At 67.9% G+C, this 15850-nt stretch carries 17 protein-coding genes; 6 read left to right on the top strand and 11 right to left on the bottom strand.

Annotation, left to right across the window (positions count from 1 at the left end; translation table 11 throughout):
- The first annotated feature begins 19 nt into the window (after positions 1–19).
- Together aceA and aceB are read left to right on the top strand one after the other, a co-directional pair.
- Positions 20–1336 carry an isocitrate lyase gene (aceA, locus tag RIN18_RS08220; RefSeq protein ID WP_309103480.1) on the top strand — a complete coding sequence of 439 codons (1317 nt, stop codon included), beginning with the start codon at positions 20–22 and terminating at the stop codon, positions 1334–1336.
- A gap of 44 nt (positions 1337–1380) precedes the next feature.
- The gene (gene aceB / locus RIN18_RS08215; protein WP_309103479.1) at positions 1381–3024 is read left to right on the top strand and encodes a malate synthase A; all 1644 of its coding nucleotides are present in this window, start codon (positions 1381–1383) and stop codon (positions 3022–3024) included.
- An 82-nt stretch (positions 3025–3106) separates the two neighbouring features.
- Here the strand turns inward: aceB and RIN18_RS08210 are convergent, their stop codons facing one another.
- Positions 3107–4105 carry an aldo/keto reductase gene (locus tag RIN18_RS08210; protein WP_309103478.1) on the bottom strand — a complete coding sequence of 333 codons (999 nt, stop codon included), beginning with the start codon at positions 4103–4105 and terminating at the stop codon, positions 3107–3109.
- 65 nt (positions 4106–4170) lie between these two features.
- On the opposite strand from RIN18_RS08210, the gene RIN18_RS08205 reads away from it, so the two are divergent.
- The gene (locus RIN18_RS08205; protein ID WP_309103477.1) at positions 4171–5658 is read left to right on the top strand and encodes a PLP-dependent aminotransferase family protein; all 1488 of its coding nucleotides are present in this window, start codon (positions 4171–4173) and stop codon (positions 5656–5658) included.
- Between the two features lie 57 nt (positions 5659–5715).
- The gene (locus tag RIN18_RS08200) at positions 5716–6075 is read left to right on the top strand and encodes a hypothetical protein (RefSeq protein WP_309103476.1); all 360 of its coding nucleotides are present in this window, start codon (positions 5716–5718) and stop codon (positions 6073–6075) included.
- 50 nt (positions 6076–6125) lie between these two features.
- Here RIN18_RS08200 and RIN18_RS08195 read toward each other — a convergent pair whose 3' ends face one another.
- Positions 6126–6644: an Lrp/AsnC family transcriptional regulator gene (locus RIN18_RS08195; protein WP_309103475.1), complete on the bottom strand. Its 519-nt coding sequence runs from the start codon at positions 6642–6644 to the stop codon at positions 6126–6128.
- 108 nt (positions 6645–6752) lie between these two features.
- Between RIN18_RS08195 and ald the strand changes: the two genes are divergently transcribed.
- Together ald and RIN18_RS08185 are read left to right on the top strand one after the other, a co-directional pair.
- Entirely contained in the window at positions 6753–7847 is a 1095-nt protein-coding gene (ald, locus tag RIN18_RS08190; protein ID WP_309103474.1) for an alanine dehydrogenase, read from the top strand.
- Positions 7848–7936: 89 nt separating this feature from the next.
- Positions 7937–9136 (top strand): pyridoxal phosphate-dependent aminotransferase, encoded by a 1200-nt coding sequence (locus tag RIN18_RS08185; protein WP_309103473.1) that lies wholly within the window; start codon positions 7937–7939, stop codon positions 9134–9136.
- Here RIN18_RS08185 and RIN18_RS08180 read toward each other — a convergent pair whose 3' ends face one another.
- The 9 genes from RIN18_RS08180 to RIN18_RS08140 form a co-directional block, all read right to left on the bottom strand.
- Positions 9137–9538 carry a VOC family protein gene (locus tag RIN18_RS08180; RefSeq protein WP_309103472.1) on the bottom strand — a complete coding sequence of 134 codons (402 nt, stop codon included), beginning with the start codon at positions 9536–9538 and terminating at the stop codon, positions 9137–9139.
- Between the two features lie 29 nt (positions 9539–9567).
- The gene (locus RIN18_RS08175) at positions 9568–10713 is read right to left on the bottom strand and encodes a UDP-N-acetylmuramate dehydrogenase (protein WP_309103471.1); all 1146 of its coding nucleotides are present in this window, start codon (positions 10711–10713) and stop codon (positions 9568–9570) included.
- A gap of 1 nt (position 10714) precedes the next feature.
- On the bottom strand, positions 10715–11113 hold the full coding sequence (locus RIN18_RS08170; protein WP_309103470.1) for a MaoC/PaaZ C-terminal domain-containing protein: 399 nt from the start codon (positions 11111–11113) through the stop codon (positions 10715–10717).
- Positions 11113–11574 carry a MaoC family dehydratase N-terminal domain-containing protein gene (locus RIN18_RS08165; protein WP_309103469.1) on the bottom strand — a complete coding sequence of 154 codons (462 nt, stop codon included), beginning with the start codon at positions 11572–11574 and terminating at the stop codon, positions 11113–11115. Before RIN18_RS08165 ends, RIN18_RS08170 begins: the two co-directional genes overlap by 1 nt.
- A gap of 65 nt (positions 11575–11639) precedes the next feature.
- A complete protein-coding gene (locus RIN18_RS08160; protein WP_309103468.1) occupies positions 11640–12440 on the bottom strand; it encodes a sulfite exporter TauE/SafE family protein in 801 nt (266 codons plus the stop codon).
- A gap of 76 nt (positions 12441–12516) precedes the next feature.
- Positions 12517–13260, bottom strand: coding sequence for a L,D-transpeptidase (locus RIN18_RS08155; RefSeq protein ID WP_309103467.1), 744 nt, complete (start codon positions 13258–13260; stop codon positions 12517–12519).
- Between the two features lie 72 nt (positions 13261–13332).
- Positions 13333–14010 (bottom strand): hypothetical protein, encoded by a 678-nt coding sequence (locus RIN18_RS08150; RefSeq protein WP_309103466.1) that lies wholly within the window; start codon positions 14008–14010, stop codon positions 13333–13335.
- 196 nt (positions 14011–14206) lie between these two features.
- The gene (gene rplQ, locus RIN18_RS08145; protein WP_309103465.1) at positions 14207–14791 is read right to left on the bottom strand and encodes a 50S ribosomal protein L17; all 585 of its coding nucleotides are present in this window, start codon (positions 14789–14791) and stop codon (positions 14207–14209) included.
- A 34-nt stretch (positions 14792–14825) separates the two neighbouring features.
- Positions 14826–15815 carry a DNA-directed RNA polymerase subunit alpha gene (locus RIN18_RS08140; protein WP_309103464.1) on the bottom strand — a complete coding sequence of 330 codons (990 nt, stop codon included), beginning with the start codon at positions 15813–15815 and terminating at the stop codon, positions 14826–14828.
- Positions 15816–15850 lie beyond the last annotated feature (35 nt).

The following is a 15850-nucleotide window of genomic DNA, read 5'->3' as shown; positions in this document are numbered from 1 at the left end:
ACCACCACGAGGAGGAAACATGAGCATCCACCCCACCCCCGGTCGCCGCCCGCTGCGAGCGGGAGATCAGACGCAGACCGCTGCGGAGCTCCAGCAGATCTGGGATGAGGATCCTCGCTGGGACGGCATCGAGCGCACCTACACGGCCGACGATGTCGTCCGCATCCGGGGCTCCGTGCGCGAGGAGTCGACCCTCGCGCGACGCGGCGCCGAGAACCTGTGGAACCTGCTGCACACCGAGGAGTACGTCCGGGCGCTCGGCGCCTACACCGGTGGCCAGGCGGTGCAGCAGGTGCGTGCCGGCCTCAAGGCCATCTACCTCTCGGGCTGGCAGGTGGCCGCCGACGGGAACCTTGCCGGCCACACCTACCCCGACCAGTCGTTGTATCCGGCGAACTCCGTTCCGGCGGTCGTCCGTCGGATCAACAACGCGCTCATCCGCCAGGATCAGCTCGAGCACGCAGAGGGCGAGATCACGCGGGATTGGCTCGCACCGATCGTCGCCGACGCCGAGGCCGGGTTCGGCGGGCCGCTGAACGCCTATGAGCTCGCACAATCGCTCATCCAGTCCGGTGCTGCCGGCATCCACTGGGAGGACCAGCTGGCCAGCGAGAAGAAGTGCGGCCACCTCGGCGGGAAGGTGCTCGTACCAACGCAGCAGCACATCCGCACCCTCAATGCGGCTCGTCTCGCCGCAGACGTCGCCGATGTCCCCACCGTCATCATCGCGCGCACCGACGCCCTCGCCGCCGATCTGCTCACCAGCGACGTCGATGAGCGCGATCAGGCCTTCACCACCGGCGACCGCACGAGCGAAGGTTTCTACCGGATCCGCCCCGGGATCGACTCGGTCATCAGCCGAGGGCTCGCCTTCGCGCCCTACGCCGATCTGCTCTGGGTCGAGACCGGCGAGCCCGACATCGAGCTGGCACGTGAGTTCGCGGCCGCGATCCACGACAGATTCCCCGGCAAGCTGCTCGCCTACAACTGCTCGCCGAGCTTCAACTGGCGCCGCCACCTCTCGGATGCCGAGATCGCCACCTTCCAGCAGGAACTGGCGGAGCTCGGCTACAGGTTCCAATTCATCACCCTGGCGGGCTTCCACGCGTTGAACCACTCCATGTTCGACCTCGCCCGCGGCTACGCCGATCGCGCCATGAGCGCCTACGTCGAGCTGCAGGAAGCCGAGTTCGCCGCCGAGGCGCACGGCTACACCGCCACCAAGCATCAGCGCGAGGCGGGCACCGGCTACTTCGACGTCATCTCCACCGCGCTCAACCCCGACAGCGCCACCCTCGCCCTGGCCGGCTCCACTGAGACCGCTCAGTTCCACTGACCGCGCGGTTCCGCTTCGCACCGAATCAGACAAGGAACACGACCATGAACACCATCACCACGGCCCCAGCCGAGACCACGCATCAGGGTCCTGCGATCCACATCAGCGGTCCGATCCGCGCCCGCTACGACGAGATCCTGACCCCCGAGGCGATCGCCTTCCTCACCGAGTTGCACCACCGGTTCTCCGCCCGGCGGCACGACCGGCTCGCCGACCGGATGCGCCGCCGGTTCGAGATCGGCAACGGCCGCGATCCGCGGTTCCGCGACGACACGGCGCACATCCGCGAGGATGCCGAATGGCGCGTCGCCGGCGCGGGCCCGGGCCTCGAGGACCGCCGGGTCGAGATCACCGGCCCCACCGAACCGAAGATGACCATCAACGCGCTGAACTCGGGTGCCAAGGTGTGGCTGGCAGATCAGGAGGACGCCACCAGCCCGACGTGGAAGAACGTCATCGAGGGGCAGCTCTCGCTGCGCGACGCCATCCGCGGTGAGCTCTCCTTCACCTCAGCCGAAGGCAAGGAGTATCGCGTCACCGCCGAGCGCACCCCGACGATCGTGATGCGTCCACGCGGCTGGCACCTCACCGAGAAGCACATCGAGTTCACCGATCGTGCCGGTCGCCGCATGGCCGCCTCCGGATCGCTGGTGGACTTCGGGCTGTACTTCTTCCACAATGCGAAGGCGCTCATCGATGCGGGGCGCGGACCGTACTTCTACCTCGCGAAGACCGAGTCGAGCGAGGAGGCGAAGCTGTGGGACGACATCTTCAGCTTCAGCGAGGAGTATGTGCAGATCCCTCACGGCACGATCCGGGCGACCGTTCTGATCGAGACTCTGCCTGCCGCGTTCGAGATGGACGAGATCCTCTATGAGCTGCGCGACCACTGCGCCGGCCTCAACGCCGGGAGGTGGGACTACATCTTCTCGATCATCAAGAACTACCGGGGCCGCGGCGCGCGGTTCGTGCTCCCCGATCGCAGCGAGGTGACGATGACGGTGCCGTTCATGCGGGCGTACACCGAACTCCTCGTGAAGACGTGCCACAAGCGGGGCGCCTTCGCGATCGGCGGCATGAGCGCGTTCATCCCGAACCGCCGCGACGCCGAGGTCACCGCACGTGCGATCGAGAAGGTCGCCGCCGACAAGAAGCGCGAGGCCGGCGACGGCTTCGACGGCACGTGGGTGGCGCATCCCGATCTGATCCCGACCGCCCAGGCCGAGTTCGATGCGGTGCTCGGAGATCGCCCCAACCAGGTCGATCGTCAGCGCGACGACGTGCATGTGACGGCATCCGATCTGCTCGATCTGCACATCGGTCGTCCGATCACCGCGCGCGGCGTGCGCGAGAACGTCTCGGTGGCCATCCGCTATCTCGAGGCGTGGCTGCGAGGTCTCGGCGCCGTGGCGATCGACAACCTGATGGAGGATGCGGCGACGGCGGAGATCAGCCGGTCGCAGGTGTGGCAGTGGATCCATCAGGACCGCACCGTCGAGGACGGCACGGTCATCAGCCCGGACCACATCGAGGGACTGATCGCCGAGGTGCTCGACGAGGTCGAGCGCAACGAGGGCGACCGCTTCGACGACGCTGCCGACCTGTTCCGCGAGGTCGCGCTGCAGGAGGAGTTCCCGGCGTTCCTCACCGTCGGCGCCTACGCTCGCCATCTGGTGGACCAGGACTGACACGACCAGAAGCCCCTCGCTCCCGCCGCTGCGGAAACGAGGGGCTTCGCCGTGCTCCTGGCTGGCCGAGGCCACACGGCGGTCAGCGCACCACCGGAGGCTCGGCGTCCAGCCGAGCGCGGACGTCCGCGTCGAGAACGAGATCGGCGGCTGCGAGCGCCTCATCGAGTTGTGCGACGCTGGAAGCCCCGATGACGGGGATCACCGGCACCTCAGCGCCGAGCAGCCAGGCCAGGGCGACCTGATTCGCGGTGGCGCCGATGTCGGCCGCGACCTCGTGCAGGAGAGCGCGGCGCACGTGGCTGGTGGGATGGTCGACGCCACCCCAAAGCGGCTTGTCGAGCCGCGCGATACCGCCCTGGTGAAGGGGCGAGTACACCGTGATCGCCAGCGGCGGGCGCTCTGGTGTCCCGGTGGATGCCGCGTAGTCGAGCAGGCCGGGGGTGACGAAGTTGTTGCGGCCGTACTTCGGGGCCGGGTGGAGGTAGCTGTACTGCTGCTGCACGAACCCATAGGGCGCTACTCCCTGACGCTTCGCCTCCTCACGCGCCTCGACGACCCGCCAGGTGGCGACGTTCGAGATGCCGGCGATACCGATGAGCCCGTCGCGCTGCAGCTCACCGAAGGCATCGACCGTCTCGGCAAGGTCGGTGTCGAGATCGTCGACATGGCCGTAGAGCACATCGATGTGATCGACGCCGAGATGCCTCGCGCTCTCCGGCGCCTGCCTGCGGACGACCTCGGCCGAGAGCCCCTCATAGTTCGTCGGCGGTGTGGTGGACAGCGGAAGAGCCGGGTCCTTCTGCGCAGCGCCCAGTTTCGTGGCGATCCGCAGATCATCGCGGTTGCGGCGCTCGCGCATCCAGCGGCCGAGCAGGTCCTCGCTGTCGCGGCCGTGGCCGCCCGACCACACGCTGTAGTTGTTCGCAGTGTCGATGAACGTTCCTCCGGCTTCGACGAAACGGTCGAGAACCGCCCGGGAGGTCTGCTCGTCCGTGCGGGTGCCGAAGTTCATCGCGCCCAGGCACAGTGTCGAGACGTCGAACGAGGTGGTGCCGTTGGAGACGGTGCGGTACTGCATGGTGGTCCTTTCGTCGTTGATCCAACGGTAGGGAGAAAGTGGCCAGGGACTACACTCCAATCACAATGCAGAAGACCAGACCGATTCTCGCGTGGGAGACACTGCTCGACCTCGACTCGGGTGCGGATGCCGGCATGACCGCGCTTCGGCAACCGCTGCGCGGCCGTCTGGAGCGGGCGCTGCGCGCAGCGGTCGCGGAGGGACGGTTGCCGACGGGTGCGGCGCTGCCCGCCAGTCGCGTGATGGCCGAGACGCTGGGGGTGTCGCGGTGGGTCGTCACCGAGGCCTACGGTCAGCTGGTCGCCGAGGGCGTGCTCGAAGCCCGAACCGGTTCGGCGACCCGCGTCGCGGCGAGCGCGGCGCCCTCGGCCCTCGAAGGCGATTCGGACGCCCGCAACCGGCCCGCTGGCGTTACCCTTGCCGGCGTTACCCGGCCCCCGACCGACGCCAGGGGACCACGCGCTCCACGTTTCGACCTTCGTCCCGGCATCCCGGATCTGCGGGCGACACCGCGGTCGCGCTGGAGCTCGGCGCTCCGCTCGGCACTGGTCACGCTGCCGGATCACGAACTCGCCGCTGCGCATCGATGGGGATACGCGCCGGCCCGCATCGCCGTCGCCGAGCATCTGTCTCGCTCTCGGCACGCGGTCGCCGTGCCGGAGAGGGTGCTGCTCACGCACGGTGCCGGCGACGGGATGCGCATCCTCGCCGAGGAACTGCACCGGCAGGGGCACCGCTGCATCCTCGTGGAAGATCCGAGCTGGCCGCGCCTTCGGGAGATCGCCGGCCGGGCAGGGCTCCGACCCATCCCGATCCCCGTCGACGACGACGGCATCGACGTGTCCGCGCTCACTGATGCGGCGTCTCGGAGCGGTGCCCGCATCGCGTTGCTGACCCCCGCTCATCAGTTTCCTCTCGGCGTCGCCCTGTCCGCTCCCCGCAGGGAGCAGATCGTCCGCTGGGCGCGCGATCAGGACGCCATCCTCATCGAGGACGACTACGACGCCGAGTTCCGCTACGACCGCCGGCCGATCGCGGCACTGCAGCGGCTCGCGCCCGACCGCGTCGCGCTGCTCGGCTCTCTCTCGAAATCCGTCTCACCCGCCCTCGGAATCGGCTGGGCGTTGCTTCCGGCCGGCATCGATCCCGAACCCTCCGCCTCATCGCCGTCGCTGATCGACCAGGCAGCCCTTGCCCGATTCATCCTGCACGGCGATTTCGAGCGACACCTGCGCGCATCGCGCATCCGGTTCCGCCGACGGCGCGCTCGCATGCTCGAAGCGCTGCGCACCGAGCTCCCCGCCCTCACCCCGTCCGGCATCGCGGCCGGGATGCATCTGGTGCTTCCGCTGCCGCCGGGGTGCACCGCGATGCAGGTGATCGCCGCCGCTCCCGCCGATCTCGCCATCACCCCGCTTGATCGCTATGCCGCCGATCGCGAGGCACCCGATGCCCTGGTGCTCGGGTACGGCAATCTCGACGACGCACTCGTCGAGGCGGCGGTGGCACGGGTCGCCGGGATCATCAGGGAGCTGGATCCCGGCAGGCGATGACGCGGGGCCTGTGGAGAACTCCGGTCGCCGAGGATGCAGGCCCGGTACGGTCCCTCCATGTCCGAAACGCGATCGCACTCCGTCCGCCGGCGCCGCCGGTCGATCGGGATCGTGCTCCTCTGGATCGCTGCGCTCTTCATCGGGCCGACTCTCGTCGCTCAGGCGCTCGAATCGTGGCTGGTTCCGGTCGGGATGCCCGCGGAAGCGCTGTTCCTCCTGGCGGTGCCGGTATGGCTCATGCAGGCGGCGTGGTGGCTGATCGGCGTGACGGCGATCGTCGGGCTGATGCTCGTCATCGGCACGCCGGGGTCGATCCGTCCCGCCGTCTTCGGCGCGGTCGTGCTGGTCACCGGGGTGATCACGGTCATCGGCTTTCATCTCGACGGAGCCCTCTTCCTGCCGTGGGCGCCACGATGAGCGGCTGCGGCACCGCCCGCAGCGCCCCGAGGTGACCGGTCACGCGCCCGTCACGCGAAAGAGGCGGCGACCGAGTTGCGGTGATAGTCGAAGACGATGCTCGTGCGCGTCGAGGCGACGCTGCTCTGCGCGGAGAGATGCTCGAGCACGAATTCGCGCATCTGCGACGAGTCTGCGACCGCGATGTGCAGCAGGAAGTCGTCGTCTCCCCCGAGGAAGAACACCTGGATCACCTGCGGCAGCCCGCGGACTCGGTCGGCGAACTCGACGATGCTCTCTCGCCGGGCGCTGGGCCGAAGGCTCACGCCGATGACGGCCTGCAGACCGGCCCCCAGCGCACGCTCATCGACGCTGGCGTGAAACCCGGTGATGACCCCGCGATCGCACAGTGACCGCAGTCTCGCGTGAGCGGTCGAGGGGGCGACTCCCAGCCGCCCGGCAAGCTCCGCGTTGGTCATGCGCCCGTCGGCCGTCAGCAGGCTGACGATCTGCGCGTCGACGGCGTCGAGCCGCTGAGGCTGAACAGTGTTCGGCGGGACGGCCGCAGGAGGCGTGTTCATGCGAATCATTATTCAGGATTCGGCATCCGATCGAATATTCTCCATTGAATCTGTTGCCCGATCGACGGTTCTGCGATTCTGGGGAGGTAACCGCACACGCCGAACCCGGGAGGATCAATGAAGATCGGGGTGCCCACAGAGGTCAAGAACAACGAGAACCGCGTCGCGCTCACGCCCGCCGGTGCCGACCGGCTCGTCCATGAAGGTCACCGCGTCCTCGTGCAGTCCGGCGCAGGACTCGGCTCGCGCATCGACGACGATGCGTATCGGGCAGCCGGAGCCGAGATCGTCCCGTCAGCGGCCGAGGCATGGGGCGACGCCGACCTCGTGATCAAGGTGAAGGAGCCGATCGCGCAGGAGTACGGGTTCCTCCGTTCCGACCTCACGCTGTTCACCTACCTGCACCTCGCCGCCGATCGGGCGCTCACCACCGCGCTCGTCGACGCCGGCACCACCGCCGTCGCCTATGAGACGGTGCAGCTTCCCGACCGGACGCTGCCATTGCTGGTTCCGATGAGCGAGATCGCCGGCCGCCTGTCCGTCACGATGGGCTCGTACGCGTTGCTGCGCTCCAACGGCGGCCGCGGCACGCTGCTCGGCGGCATCGCGGGAACGCCGCGAGCCAAGACCGTCGTGATCGGCGGCGGAGTGGCTGGCGAGCACGCCGCCGCGAACGCCCTCGGCCTCGGTTCGAAGGTCACGGTGATCGACATCTCGCTGACCCGGCTGCGCGAACTCGAGCATCGCTACGGCGGAGCGCTCGAGACCCGCGCCTCGAGCCGCTACGACATCGCCGAGGAACTCGCCACGGCCGACCTCGTCATCGGCTCCGTGCTCATCCCGGGGGCGGCGGCGCCGAAGCTCGTCACCGACGACATGGTCTCGACGATGAAGGCGGGCTCGGTGCTGGTCGACATCGCGATCGATCAGGGCGGATGCTTCGAGGGATCGCGTCCGACGACCCATGACGACCCGACTTTCGCGGTGCACGACTCGGTCTACTATTGCGTCGCCAACATGCCCGGCGCTGTGCCCGAGACCGCCACGCGCGCCCTCACCAATGCCACACTCCCGTACGTCTCCGCCATCGCCGGGAAGGGATGGGAGCGGGCGGCATCCGACGATGCGGCTCTCGCCAAGGGTCTGAACGTGCAGGGCGGTCGCATCACCCTGGCCGCGATCGCCGAGGCACACGGGCTGCCGGTCGCCTGACACGACACCCGACGTGGTGTGAAAGATCTGGCGATGTTGTCGAGTGCCGCGATGGTCAGGTCCGCAGCGACGCGAGTACGCTCGTAGGCGTGACCGAACGCGCTCCCCTCTCTCGCAAGCTGTCCGCCATCGCCGAGTCGGCGACGCTGAAGGTGGATGCCAAAGCCAAGGCATTGAAGGCCGAAGGCAAGCCCGTCGTCTCCTATGCCGCTGGCGAACCGGATTTCGCGACGCCGCAGTTCATCGTCGACGCAGCGGCCGCAGCGCTCGCTGACCCCGCCAGCTACCGCTACACGCCGGCGCCGGGCCTGCCCGCGCTTCGCGAGGCGATCGCCGCCAAGACACTGCGCGACTCCGGGCTCGAGGTCTCACCCGCCCAGGTCATCGTCACCAACGGTGGCAAGCAGTCCGTGTACCAGGCATTCCAGGCGGTGGTGAACCCGGGCGACGAGGTGCTCCTTCCCGCTCCGTACTGGACGACCTACCCCGAGGCGATCCGTCTGGCAGACGGCACCCCCGTCGAGGTGTTCGCCGGAGCCGACCAGGACTACAAGGTCACTGTCGAGCAGCTCGAGGCGGCGCGCACCGATCGCACCACGGCACTCGTGTTCGTCTCCCCGTCGAACCCGACGGGCTCGGTGTACACCGCCGAGGAGACGAAGGTGATCGGCGAGTGGGCCGTCGAGCACGGGATCTGGATCATCTCCGACGAGATCTACCAGAACCTCACCTACGAGGGCGCCACTGCGACCTCGATCGTCGCGGCGGTGCCGGAGGCGGCGAACCAGACGATCCTCGTCAACGGCGTCGCCAAGACGTACGCGATGACCGGATGGCGCGTCGGCTGGATGGTGGGTCCTGCCGATGCGATGAAGATCGCCGGCAACCTGCAGTCGCACCTGTCGAGCAACGTGAACAACGTCGCGCAGAAGGCGGCGATCGCGGCTTTGAACGGCCCGCAGGACGAAGCATCCGAGATGCGCGAGGCTTTCGATCGCCGACGCCGGCTCATCGTCGCCGAACTGTCGAAGATCGAGGGGATGCGTGTGCCCAACCCGCTCGGCGCCTTCTACGTGTACCCCGACGTGCAGGGATTGCTGGGTCGCACGTGGGGTGGCGTGACGCCGACGACGTCGCTCGAGCTCGCCGACCTCATTCTCGAGCAGGCCGAGGTGGCCGTCGTTCCAGGCGAGGCGTTCGGGCCGAGCGGCTACATCCGGATGTCGTACGCGCTCGGCGACGACGCGCTGCTCGAAGGCGTGCAGCGACTGCAGCGGCTCTTCGCCTGATCACGCCTCGGCCTGGAACCCCACGAGCCAGCTGATGCCGTAGCGGTCGGTGAGGGTGCCGTCGTGGTCGCCCCATGGTCGCTCCTGCAGCGGATCGATCACCTGACCGCCGTCGGCGAGCGCGTCGAACCAGCGGGTGAGCGTCGCAGGATCCGCGGCGCCGAGCAGTGAGAACATGGCACCGTTGATGTGAACTGCGTCCTGGTCCGGCCCGGCATCCGCGGCGGACAGCGCCACAGCGCCGCGGATCTCGCCGTGCGCGATCGAGTCGCCCGCGCCGTCGGTGCGGCCGAACTCGGCATACGTGTGGAGGTCGAGTTCCCCGCCGAAGATGCCGTGGTAGAAGCGCAGCGCCTCGGCCGCGGTTCCGGGGAAGAAGAGATAGGGAACGATTCCGGTCATCCGCCGAGCGTACCCGGCGGCGCCGACTCCTAGAGCTCCACGCCGATGAGCACGGGCTCCGGCTGCAGCAACAGCCCGAACTCGGCCTGCACCCTGCTCTGGATGAAGCGAGCCAACTCCGCGACCTCGCCGGCCGTCGCACTGCCCCGGTTGGTGAGCGCCAGCGCGTGCTTGGTCGACACCGAGGCGCGTGAGCGCGGCAGCTTGAATCCCTTCCGGATGCCGGCCTGCTCGATGAGCCACGCCGCGCTGACCTTGACGTCCGGGGCCTCGTGATGCGGCGCCGGGAGGTAGCCGTCGTAGGCTGCGAGCGGGATCACCGTGACCGAGTCCAGGTCCGGCGCCACGGGCCAGCGCGGGCACTCGGCAGGCAACGCCCGCGCCACGACCTCGGGCACCACCGCATTCTGGAAGAACGAGCCGACCCCGTGCGTGTCGGGGTCGTGCTCGTCGAGCAGCATCCCCTTCGACGCACGGGTCGCGAGGATGCGCTCGCGCACCCAGCTCAGGGGAACCGCGCGGTCGTCCTGGAGACCGAGAGCCCGCCGCAGCTGATCTCCGCGCACCGTCCGCTCGGTCGCGACCAGCAGATCGACCGTCACCGAGAGGATGACGGCACGCCGTTGCGGCTGAGCGCCGTAATGGTGCTTGAGCACCGAGGTGCGAAAGCCCAACCCGAGTTCTTCCGCCGGGACAGCGGAGACCTCGCCGGTGGACTCGTCGATGAGGTCGACCTCGACGAGCGTCTCCTGGATCTCCTGGCCGTAGGCGCCGATGTTCTGGACGGGTGAGGCGCCGACGGTGCCAGGGATCCCCGACATGGCTTCGAGGCCGGCGTAGCCGCGTTCGACGGCGTATGCGACGAGATCGTCCCACCCGTGGCCTGCCTGCACCCGCAGGCGGATGCGGCCCGGATGTGGAGAGGGGAGTTCCTCGATGCCGTTCGTGAGCACGCGGATCACCGTGCCGTCGAAGGAGTCGTCGCCGACGAAGAGGTTCGAACCACCGCCGAGCACGAACCAGTCCTCGCCGCGAGACCACGTCTCTCGCAGGGCGCTCACCAGCTCGTCGGTCGTCGCGGCCTGCAGCATCCTCCGCGGCGCAGCTCCGGTGCGAAGCGTCGTGAGTTCCGACAGGGGAACCGGATCCATCTCCGGTGAATTCTCGAGTGTCATGTCAGACCGCGACGCGCAGCTGCGCCTTCACGAGCACGGTCGCGCCGGCGGACGTCACCTTGAGGTCGATGCGTGCCGCCGAGTCGTCGACGGCCGCGACGGTGGCGAGCACGTGCACGTCCGCCCCCTCCTGCGGGTCGACGATCACGGGCTTGGTGAAACGCACGCCGTAGTCGAGGATGCGCACGGCCGGGTCGAGCGCCGCGAGCACGACGGAGGAACCGATGCCCATCGTCAGCATCCCGTGCGCGAGCACACCGGGAAGGCCGACGGATGCCGCGACGTCGTCCCGGTAGTGGATGGGATTGAAGTCACCGGACGCACCCGCATAGCGTACGAGCGACTCGCGGGTGAGGTGAACCGTCCGCTCGGCGATCACGTCTCCGACTGAATAGGTCATCACTCGCCCTCTCCTTCTTCGCCGGAGCCGACCAGGAGCACGCTCGTGGCGGTGACGACGTGAGTGCCCTCGGCGTCGGTGATCTCGGCTTCGCTGGTGATCATGGCGTTGCCCGCCATCATCCGGATGCCGGTCACCGTGAGCCGCGCGGTCAGCTCATCGCCGGCGACGATCGGGCGGGTGTAGGCGAAACGCTGCTCGGCGTGGATCGTGCGGGCGAGTTCGATCCCGGAGTCGGCCTCGGCCAGCAGCTGCTGCAGGGTGTGGTCCTGGATCACCATCGCGAATGTCGGCGGGGCCACCACATCGGCGTAGCCGGCTGCGCGGGCCGCCTCGACGTCGGTGTGCTGCGGCGCTTCGGCGAAGACCGCACGTGCGAACTCACGCACCTTCTCACGTCCGACGAGGTACGGGGCAGTCGGCGGGAAGTCTCGCCCCACGAGTTCGGTGTTCACTGGCACCCTTCGATCCTACCGACGACGTGGAGGGGCGACTCTCCGCCGGCGCTCAGCTCGAGCCGTCCGAGTCAGCGCCTGCGGCGCCCGCGGATCGCCTTGAGCGTCATCTGGATCGCGATCACGACCAGATAGGCAGCGAAGAGGATGTTGCCCACTCCGGGCTCGATCACGGTGGCGAGCCAGGCGCCGAGTGCCGTCGTCGTGCAGGCCGAGAGGCCGATCACCACCGCCGCCCGCAGATCGACGTTGCGATGGCGGATGTTGCCTACCGTGCCGGACACCGCCGTCGGAATCATCATCAGCAACGAGGTGCCCTTGGCGACCAGATCGCTCGTGCCGAACGCGATCATGAGCACCGGCACCACGATCACTCCCCCGCCGACCCCGATCAATCCCGCGAGGATGCCGGTGCCGACACCGACCGCCACCAGCGACAGGCCGCTGAGCCAGGTGAGTGTGAACTCGGCGTCACGGGAGGGGATCACCAGGAACAGGCTGATGATGACGATGACGAGGAATCCCACGAACCCCCATCGCAGCGCCGTCTGCGAGATGCGCGGGAGCAGCCGCGTGCCGATCTGCGCTCCGACCACGGCCCCAGCGGCGAGGATGATCGCCGGAACCCAGGCGACGGATCCGCTCACGGCATACGAGACGACGCCGATGCTCGCCGTCGGCACGATCGCGGCGAGTGATGTCCCGGCGGCGAGGCGCTGATCGAAGTGCAGCAACAGCACCAGCAGAGGGACGATCACGGTGCCACCTCCGACCCCGAACAGCCCCGACAGGAGCCCGGCGATCAGCCCGATGATGACGAAGGCCGTGTAGGCGCGAGGCCCACGGTGCAATCCGGCCGCGGCATCGCCCACTTCTCGTTCCCCTCACGCCCGCATCGAACGACGGGAGTGGTTCCAGCCTAGACCTCGCGTGCTCGCCGCTCGCGCGTCAACTGATGACGATCGGTGTGCCCAACGGGAGAATGCCTGCGAGGTAGGTGATGTCGTCGTTGTTCAGTCGGATGCAGCCATGACTGGCCGCCTGTCCGATGCTGCTGCTGTCATCGGTGCCGTGCATCCCGATCTGACCCGGTCCGCCACCGAAGCTGTTGAGGACGTCGGAGAACGCCGAGATTCCGTAGGCGTATGGTCCATAGCCCTGGTTCGTCGGCGCGAGCAACTCTGTGAGGTAGAAGCTTCCCAGCGGGGTCGGAGTGTCGCCCGTTCCTACTGCGGCGCTGAACGTCTTGACGGGCACGTTGTCCTGCAGCAGTGTGACCGAGCGGTCGGTCGTCGAGACTTCGAGACTGTAGTCGACAGCGGCGATCGTGACGTCGCTCTTCCGCACCCAACCGACGGTCCCGTTGGGACGCATCGGCAGTTTCACTCGCAGCCAGTCCCCCTGGGCTTCCTCGACGAGGAAGACGAGCGGTGCGCCGGAGGCGGTCGGGTTGGCGAACCGGGAGACCTCGGCGCCGTCCGGCGCGTCGAGCGCGACCGTCTCGGCGACGACTGCGGTCGCGACCTGAGCCACGCTCACCTCGACGGGCTGCGGCGTGCCCGAGGGCGGCTTCGGCGGCGATTGTGCCGGGGCACGCGACTCCGTCGGCGCGGGCGCCGGTGAGGAGCATGCCGTCAGCGCGGTGACCGCGAGGACCATCGCCACGAGCAGGGCGGCCGTTTTCGTCGTCATATCAGTCGTGCCCTCCCGTCCGACGCGTGAGTGCCCCGCCCGGGCAGCCGGGCGGGGCACTCACGCGAACTGTCAACCTGTGAAATCAGCCGGGCGCTGGATCGGCGTCGGTACCGGTGCCACAGCCTGAGCGGCGAAGTGGTAGGTGTTGCCGCCGAAGGTCACGCTGCGCACCAGTGCAGTGTCACCCGGATCGACGAAGACGCCGACGGCGAGCACCTCGGGAACGCCGTCCTGCGCGATCGCATCATCGAACGCCTCGACGATCTCGTCCCAGGTGTGCTCTCCCTGCGAGAGGATCAGGACGTCGCCGATCGCGACGTTCTGGCTCGAGAACCAGGTGCCGCCCGGAGTCGGAGCTCCGGTCGGGACAGGACGCAGAGTCGTGAACCCGAGATTTCCCTCGACGGTCGAGTTGAAGAAGATCGGGTACTGGAAAGTCAGGGTGCCGTCCGCGTCGACATCCGATCCCTCGACGAGGGCAGCGAATTCGGTGCCGGCCGCGATCGGGATGATGCCGCCGTAGAGGAACTGCGTCCGCCCGGTGAGAGTGATGCCGGTCGCGTCGTCCACGGGCGCGGTCTCGGGCTGCGGGTCCCCGGTGAACCATCCGTTGGGGTAGCTCTCACCCTCGGTACCCTGCGAGTTGTCGGGAACGTAGATGTCCGCGGCGATCGCGGGGCCGGCGATGGCGAGCGAACCGGCGAGCGCGAGCGCGAACCCTGTCGCACCGATACGTGACTTCTTCATTGACACTCCTTTGTGTGACCCGTGCCGGGCGTGGCAGCGCACGAAGACAGCCGCGTGCGGGTGGATACCGGAAATCTATCCATAGCCGCCGCATAAGTCCAGGAGCTCGACGAAGCGTCATTCTTCCGAGACTGCATCGACACGAAAGAACCCGCCGTCCTGAAGGACGGCGGGTTCTCTCGTGACGCGAGAGTCGTTACTCGGACTTCTCCTTGACGGCATCCGCTGCGGCAGCCTCGGCTGCCTCACCCTCGGCCTGCGACTCGGCACCGGCGTCGGCGGCATCGGCCGACGAGGTCTCCTCGGCGGGAGTCTCCTCTGCGGCGTTGGACTCTTCGACGGGAGCTTCCTCCACGGGGGCCTCCTCGGCCGGCTTCTCGGTCTTCGCGGCCGACTTCTTGGTCGACTTCGCCTTCGGCGTGACGGGCTCGAGAACGAGCTCGATCACGGCCATCGGCGCGTTGTCGCCCTTGCGGTTGCCGACCTTCGTGATGCGGGTGTAGCCGCCCTCACGCTCGGCGACCAGCGGCGCGATCTCGGCGAACAGGGTGTGCACGACTTCCTTGTCACCGATGACCGAGAGCACCCGACGACGCGCGTGAAGGTCGCCGCGCTTGGCGAACGTGATCAGCCGCTCGGCGAGCGGACGAAGACGCTTGGCCTTGGTCTCGGTCGTCTTGATCGACTTGTGAGTGAAGAGAGCCGCCGCGAGGTTGGCAAGCAGCAGGCGCTCGTGGGCGGGGCCGCCTCCGAGGCGGGGACCCTTGGTGGGCTTAGGCATAATCGTCTAACTCCTGGTCAGAATTTCGGGAAGGTCAGAAGGACTCGTCGTCGTTGCCGCCGTAGAAGTGGGCGCCGTCGAAACCGGGCACCGAATCCTTGAGCGACAGACCGAGCGAGATGAGCTTGTCGCGCACCTCGTCGACCGACTTCTGGCCGAAGTTGCGGATGTTCATGAGCTGCGTCTCCGACAGGGCGACGAGCTCGGACACCGTGTTGATGCCTTCGCGCTTGAGGCAGTTGTACGAGCGGACCGACAGGTCGAGGTCCTCGATGGGCATGGAGAGCTCGCTGGAGCTCACCGCCTCGACCGGCGCCGGGCCGATCTCGATGCCCTCGGCCTCGACGTTCAGCTCGCGGGCGAGGCCGAACAGCTCGGTGAGAGTCTTGGCAGCCGAGGCGACAGCGTCACGCGGGAGCATCGAGGACTTGGTCTCGACGTCGAGGATGAGCTTGTCGAAGTCGGTGCGCTCACCGGCACGAGTCGCCTCGACCCGATAGCTGACCTTGAGAACCGGCGAGTAGATCGAGTCGATCGGGATCTGACCGGCCTCGGCGTACTCGTTGCGGTTCTGCGTGGCCGAGACGTAGCCGCGACCGCGCTCGATGGTGAGTTCGAGCTCGAACTTCGCGGTGTCGTTCAGGGTCGCGATGACGAGCTCGGGGTTGTGCACCTCGACACCGGCCGGAGCCGAGATGTCTGCGGCGGTCACTTCGCCCGCACCGGTCTTGCGCAGGTACGCCGTGATGGGCTCGTCGCGCTCGGACGAGACGACCAGCTGCTTGATGTTGAGGATGATCTCGGTGACATCCTCTTTCACACCGGGGATCGTGCTGAACTCGTGCAGCACGCCGTCGATGCGGACGCTGGTGACAGCGGCTCCAGGGATCGACGAGAGAAGGCTGCGACGAAGCGAGTTGCCGATCGTGTATCCGAAGCCGGGCTCCAGAGGCTCGATGATGAACCGGCTCCGGTTCTCGACGATCTTTTCCTCGGTGAGTGTGGGACGCTGTGCAATGAGCACTCTGTGTTCCTTTCGATCACATGACCGCTATATGA

Source organism: Microbacterium sp. (genome assembly GCF_031179285.1).
Classification (GTDB): Bacteria; Actinomycetota; Actinomycetes; order Actinomycetales; family Microbacteriaceae; genus Microbacterium.
Note: the sequence above shows the minus strand (reverse complement) of the source record. Positions and strands in the feature narration are given on the sequence as shown.

Excerpts from the sequence above, each read along its gene's own strand:
- RIN18_RS08200 (WP_309103476.1), top strand. The coding sequence starts at position 5,716 with ATGTCCGAAACGCGATCGCACTCCGTCCGCCGGCGCCGCCGGTCGATC.
- RIN18_RS08150 (WP_309103466.1), bottom strand. The coding sequence starts at position 14,010 with ATGAAGAAGTCACGTATCGGTGCGACAGGGTTCGCGCTCGCGCTCGCC.
- RIN18_RS08155 (WP_309103467.1), bottom strand. The coding sequence starts at position 13,260 with ATGACGACGAAAACGGCCGCCCTGCTCGTGGCGATGGTCCTCGCGGTC.
- aceA (WP_309103480.1), top strand. The coding sequence starts at position 20 with ATGAGCATCCACCCCACCCCCGGTCGCCGCCCGCTGCGAGCGGGAGAT.
- RIN18_RS08195 (WP_309103475.1), bottom strand. The coding sequence starts at position 6,644 with ATGATTCGCATGAACACGCCTCCTGCGGCCGTCCCGCCGAACACTGTT.
- RIN18_RS08205 (WP_309103477.1), top strand. The coding sequence starts at position 4,171 with ATGCAGAAGACCAGACCGATTCTCGCGTGGGAGACACTGCTCGACCTC.
- RIN18_RS08180 (WP_309103472.1), bottom strand. The coding sequence starts at position 9,538 with ATGACCGGAATCGTTCCCTATCTCTTCTTCCCCGGAACCGCGGCCGAG.
- ald (WP_309103474.1), top strand. The coding sequence starts at position 6,753 with ATGAAGATCGGGGTGCCCACAGAGGTCAAGAACAACGAGAACCGCGTC.
- RIN18_RS08210 (WP_309103478.1), bottom strand. The coding sequence starts at position 4,105 with ATGCAGTACCGCACCGTCTCCAACGGCACCACCTCGTTCGACGTCTCG.
- RIN18_RS08175 (WP_309103471.1), bottom strand. The coding sequence starts at position 10,713 with ATGACACTCGAGAATTCACCGGAGATGGATCCGGTTCCCCTGTCGGAA.
- aceB (WP_309103479.1), top strand. The coding sequence starts at position 1,381 with ATGAACACCATCACCACGGCCCCAGCCGAGACCACGCATCAGGGTCCT.
- RIN18_RS08170 (WP_309103470.1), bottom strand. The coding sequence starts at position 11,113 with ATGACCTATTCAGTCGGAGACGTGATCGCCGAGCGGACGGTTCACCTC.
- rplQ (WP_309103465.1), bottom strand. The coding sequence starts at position 14,791 with ATGCCTAAGCCCACCAAGGGTCCCCGCCTCGGAGGCGGCCCCGCCCAC.